The sequence below is a fragment of the Acidibrevibacterium sp. genome (assembly GCF_049965395.1).
Classification (GTDB): domain Bacteria; phylum Pseudomonadota; class Alphaproteobacteria; order Acetobacterales; family Acetobacteraceae; genus Acidibrevibacterium; species Acidibrevibacterium fodinaquatile.
In genome coordinates, this window is sequence record NZ_JBMFWJ010000024.1 from 36,732 (window position 1) to 41,300 (window position 4,569).

Below are 4,569 nucleotides of genomic sequence, written 5' to 3' on the forward strand. Positions count from 1 at the left end.
GCCATCGGCGCAACGCCACAGCGAAAGACCGGGGGGAGGCATTCCCCCCGGTTCTTGCCGCTGTTTCCCACGCCCCGACCCGCCCATGCACGCGTGACGCTCGCGGTTAGGTGAGAAAATCCTGAAGCTGAATGATTGCTTCCCTCGTCGCGGCCGCTCGGATCTCGTTGCGGCTGCCGACGAATTTTCGTGATCGCGCCCGCATCTCGCCAGCGCGCGCAAGCCCGAACCAGACCAGCCCCACCGGCTTTTCCGCGCTCCCACCGCCGGGCCCGGCGATGCCAGTGATGGCGAGCGCGACCCCGGCCGCGGCCCGCGCCAGCGCCCCCGCCGCCATCGCCCGCGCAACCGCCTCGCTCACCGCGCCGTGCGCTGCGATCAGCGCCGCCGGCACACCGAGCAAGTCGGTTTTCGCATCATTCGCATAGGTCACGACCCCATAGCCGAACACGTCGCTCGCGCCGGGAACGGCGGTGATCAGGGCGGCAACCAGGCCGCCGGTGCAGCTTTCCGCGGTCGCAAGGGTAAGCCCGCGCGCGCGCAGGCGGTCGAGCAAAGCCGCCGCGGCACGATATTCGTCCTCATCCGGGACCATCACCAGCCTCCCCCTTTTTGCACCAGCCACAAAATCGCCGCCGCGAAGCCGCCGGCAAGGAGATCATCGCCCATCACGCCGAGCGTGTCATGGCGGCGGTCGAGCCAACCGATCGGCCCCGGCTTGCCGATATCGAACAGCCGAAAAAGCGCGAAGCCGAGCAGGATCGGCCAAAACCGAGGCGCGTCGAGCGGCAGCAAAGCGAGCCATTGCCCAGCGATCTCGTCGATCACCACCCAGCCCGGATCCTTGCCCCCGGCGCCGGCCGCGGCGATCGCGAAGACGCCGCCGAGCGCCGCCAGCAGCTCCGCTGCCAGCAGGGCATGGTGCCCCAGCGCCAGCAGCGCCGCCCCCACCACAGCCGCAAGCAGGCTCGCCCACGTGCCCGGGGCGCGCGGCAGAAACCCGACACCGCCACCGCTCGCAATGGCGCGCGCGAAGGCGATTTTCATCGTGCGAGCGGATCCCTGAACGGCTCACGCCGCTTGGCCTGATAGATGACGATATTCTCGGCGACCCGTTCGACGTAATTGCGCGTCTCGCCGAAGGGGATGCGCTCGATCCAGTCGATCATCGCGGTCTCGGAGGGGTCTCCGCGCGGATCGCCGTTGGCGGCAAGCCAGGCGGCAACATTGCTTGGCCCGCCATTATAGGCGGCGAGCGCCAGCGGCAAGGCGCCGTCGAAGCGGCCCAGCAGCGCGGCAAGGTAAGCAGAGCCGAGCCGGATATTGAGGCTGGCATCGCGGGTGAGATCGCCGCTCACCAGCGCAAGGCCGAGCGTGTGGGCGACCTGCCGCGCGGTGCCGGGCATAAGCTGCATTAGCCCGAGCGCGCCCGACGGGCTCACGGCGGCGATGTCGAAGCTGCTTTCCTGGCGGATCAGGCCGAGCACCGTCGCCGGCGGGACGGGCCGCGGCGGCACATCGGCCGCGAGCGGCCAGCCGGCTTCGGGCAACATCGTGCCATCGCGCCCAGCGCGCCGCGCGATCGCGACCGCGACATCGGGCAGGCCGAAGGAGAGGCCGAGCTGCGCGGCGAGGGCGCGATAGCGCGGCTCGGGGGCGCGCGTTGCGAGATCGACGAGAAACGGCCGCGCCCGGTTCGATGCCGCCCATGCCACCAACAGATTGGCGGCGCGGGCGAGGTCGCGGTGCGCGAAATCCTGCGCCTCAAGCGGGCTCCAGGTTGGATCGCGGAGCGCCCGCAGCCGAGCACTGAGCCGCACCGGCGACCAGCCGAGCGCGAGGGCGGCGCGCTGGCCATAAAACGTCACCAGCCAGTCTGTTGCGCGCCGATATTCGGCCTGCGCGCCAGCGCGATCACCCTCTGCTGTCGCCGTGCGGGCCAGCCAATAATGGGCGCGGGCTTGCGTGATGACCGCCGGCGATAGCGCGGCGAGCGCCTGGAACTGCGGCGCCGCGCGGGCCGGATCGTGAAGGGCGGTCAGGGCAATGAACCCGGCGAGGAATGTGCCCTCGACGCGCGTGACCGGCGCTAGCTCGTCGGTGCCGGCCAACCCGCCCGCGATCACCGCATAGGCTTGGGCAGGATCACCGCCGGCGAGGATTTGCCGGGCGAGATTTTCGCGCTCGGCGAGGAAGAGGGCGGCGCGCTCGCCAGCCCCCTCGGTCGCGGCGGCGCCGCTCGCTTGCCAGAGTGCGGCCGCGTCGGCGAGCCGCCCGGCGCGCCGCAACCAGCGCGCGGTCTCGAAAAAGACCAACGGCCAAGCCCGTGTCGCGGCCGGCAGGGCGGCGAGGAGATCGCCCGCCTCCGGCCGATCGGCGTGGAGTGCGAGCGCCGCCCGCGCCGCCGCCTGCTGCGCCGGCGTCATTTCCGGCAAAGCGCGCGCGGCAGCAGTGGCGTTGCGGGGCAAGAGGCGGGTGAAACGCGCCCAGGTGGCGGCGGGGGTGAGGGCTGCGGGCCAGCGCGCCACGAGAATGGCCTCGGCCGCCGGGTCATCGATGCCGCCGCTCCAGGCGAGACCCGCGGCCCGCGCCGCCGCCGCGGTATCGCCGATCGCCGCCGCGGCATTGGCGCAACGGAGCCAGGCTTCGGGCAACACCGGCGGGGCGCGGAGGCAAAACGCCGCCGCCGCGCGATCATCGGCGAGCGCGATCAAAGCCTCGTCCTGCCGGCGCGCGAGCAGATCCTGCTGCGGCCAATCCGGGTTCGCCGCGATGAAATCGGCGATTTCGCCGGCGCTCGCGGCGCCCGGGGCGAGCAGGCGATAATAGGTGACGAGCTTGGCGGCGATGGGATCGGCGATCGCCGCCGCGAGTGCCGCGGCGCGTGGCCAGTCATTGCCGCGGATCGCGGCGATGACGTCGTTGGCCGGGGTGTTCGCCGGGCTCTGCGCGCAAACCGGCGGGGCGAATACGAGCGGCAGGAGCAGCAGCAGCGGCAAAGCGGTTCGGCGGTGTGACATTACCCCCCTATAGCGCGGCGCGGCCTTGCGGCGTATCCCCCGCCGGTCGTAGATAATCGGGCGGGTTTCGCCGCCGGTCGGGTGGGAGGTCATCATGGTCAAGGGTTCGATGTTCCGCGGCTCGCTGGTCGCGCTGATCACCCCGATGCGCGCCGATGGCACGCTGGACGAGGCGGCGTTGGCGCGCTTCGTCGAATGGCAGATCGCCGAGGGAACGAACGGGCTGGTTCCGGTCGGCACCACCGGCGAGTCTCCGACCCTGAGCCATGCCGAACACAAGCGGGTGGTCGAGATCGTGCTCGACGTCGCCAAGGGACGGGTGCCGGTGATCGCCGGCGCGGGCTCGAACAGCACCGCCGAAGCGATCGAGCTTGCGCGCCACGCCCAATCCGTCGGCGCCGACGGCGCGCTGGTGGTCACGCCCTATTACAACAAGCCGACCCAGGAGGGGCTTTATCTTCATTTCACGGCGATCGCCGACGCCGTCGATCTGCCGATCATCATCTACAACATCCCGCCCCGCAGCGTCATCGACATGAGTGTCGAGACCATGGCGCGGCTGGCGAAACATCCGAATATCGTCGGCGTCAAGGACGCGACGGCCAATCTCGTCCGCCCGCTGCACACCCGCGCCGCCTGCGGCCCGGATTTCTGCCAGCTTTCCGGCGAGGATCACACCGCGCTCGCCTTCCTCGCGGCTGGCGGCCAAGGCTGCATCAGCGTCACCGGCAATGTCGCGCCGAAACTCTGCGCGAGTATGCAGCGCGCCTGGGCGGACGGGCGGATCGATGAGGCGATGGCGATCCAGGACCGGCTTTTGCCGCTGCATGACGCGCTCTTCGCCGAGACCAGCCCGGGGCCGGTGAAATTCGCCGCCTCCCTGCTCGGCTTTTCTGCGGCGCACTGCCGTCTGCCACTGGCGCCGATCGCCGATGCGACCGCCGGGCGGGTGCGCGCGGCGATGGCCGGGCTCGGCCTCATCGCCTGACCGGCGCGGGATCGCGGCGATGGCCGGCAAGGGTGAGAAGGGCCCGCGCATGATCACCACCGGGGTTGCGGCGCAAAACCGCAAAGCACGGTTCGATTACGCGATCGGCCGCACCGTCGAGGCCGGCCTCGTGCTCAAGGGGGCGGAGGTGAAATCGCTCCGTCTCGGCCGCGCCACATTGAGCGAGGCCTGGGCCGGCGAGCGGGAGGGCGAGATCTATCTTTTCAACGCCTATATCCCGGAATACCAGGGCGGCGTGCTGTCACGCTTTGAGCCGCGCGCGCCGCGCAAGCTTCTGCTCAAGCGCAAGGAAATCCGCGAACTCGCCGGCGCCGTCTCGCGCGAAGGCGTGACCCTGGTGCCGCTTCAGATCCATTTCAACGATCGTGGCCGCGCCAAATTGCTGCTCGGCCTCGGCGAGGGGCGCAAAAAAGCCGACAAACGCGCCGCTATCGCCGCCCGCGACTGGCAGCGCGACAAAGCACGGATCATGCGCGCGCGCGGTTAGCGGGCGTATAAAATTAAGTCCTTCTTTTTCTGAAGAAAAAGAAGCAAAAAGAC

5 protein-coding genes are annotated in these 4,569 nt (G+C 70.1%); 2 read left to right on the forward strand and 3 right to left on the reverse strand.

Annotated elements, in window-relative coordinates:
• Window positions 1–106: 106 nt before the first annotated feature.
• Genes ACP5M5_RS08990 through ACP5M5_RS09000 form a run of 3 tightly spaced genes read right to left on the reverse strand, consistent with a single transcriptional unit; the run spans window position 107 to window position 3,116 of the window.
• Complete coding sequence (locus ACP5M5_RS08990) at window positions 107–595, reverse strand: CinA family protein (protein WP_427936789.1); 489 nt, start codon at window positions 593–595, stop codon at window positions 107–109.
• Window positions 595–1,047 carry a phosphatidylglycerophosphatase A family protein gene (locus ACP5M5_RS08995; RefSeq protein WP_427936790.1) on the reverse strand — a complete coding sequence of 151 codons (453 nt, stop codon included), beginning with the start codon at window positions 1,045–1,047 and terminating at the stop codon, window positions 595–597. The genes ACP5M5_RS08990 and ACP5M5_RS08995 overlap by 1 nt, the downstream gene beginning before the upstream one ends.
• Entirely contained in the window at window positions 1,044–3,116 is a 2,073-nt protein-coding gene (locus ACP5M5_RS09000) for a transglycosylase SLT domain-containing protein (protein WP_427936791.1), read from the reverse strand. The genes ACP5M5_RS08995 and ACP5M5_RS09000 overlap by 4 nt, the downstream gene beginning before the upstream one ends.
• Window positions 3,117–3,129: 13 nt before the next feature.
• Here ACP5M5_RS09000 and dapA point away from each other — a divergent pair, with 13 nt between their 5' ends.
• Window positions 3,130–4,008 carry a 4-hydroxy-tetrahydrodipicolinate synthase gene (dapA, locus tag ACP5M5_RS09005; protein ID WP_427936792.1) on the forward strand — a complete coding sequence of 293 codons (879 nt, stop codon included), beginning with the start codon at window positions 3,130–3,132 and terminating at the stop codon, window positions 4,006–4,008.
• A gap of 19 nt (window positions 4,009–4,027) precedes the next feature.
• Window positions 4,028–4,516 carry an SsrA-binding protein SmpB gene (gene smpB / locus ACP5M5_RS09010; protein WP_114913416.1) on the forward strand — a complete coding sequence of 163 codons (489 nt, stop codon included), beginning with the start codon at window positions 4,028–4,030 and terminating at the stop codon, window positions 4,514–4,516.
• Window positions 4,517–4,569: the final 53 nt, after the last annotated feature.

Bases quoted from the DNA above. Each gene is read 5' to 3' on its own strand.
- ACP5M5_RS08995 (WP_427936790.1), bottom strand. From the start codon at position 1,047: ATGAAAATCGCCTTCGCGCGCGCCATTGCGAGCGGTGGCGGTGTCGGG.
- ACP5M5_RS08990 (WP_427936789.1), bottom strand. From the start codon at position 595: ATGGTCCCGGATGAGGACGAATATCGTGCCGCGGCGGCTTTGCTCGAC.
- smpB (WP_114913416.1), top strand. From the start codon at position 4,028: ATGGCCGGCAAGGGTGAGAAGGGCCCGCGCATGATCACCACCGGGGTT.
- dapA (WP_427936792.1), top strand. From the start codon at position 3,130: ATGTTCCGCGGCTCGCTGGTCGCGCTGATCACCCCGATGCGCGCCGAT.
- ACP5M5_RS09000 (WP_427936791.1), bottom strand. From the start codon at position 3,116: ATGATGACCTCCCACCCGACCGGCGGCGAAACCCGCCCGATTATCTAC.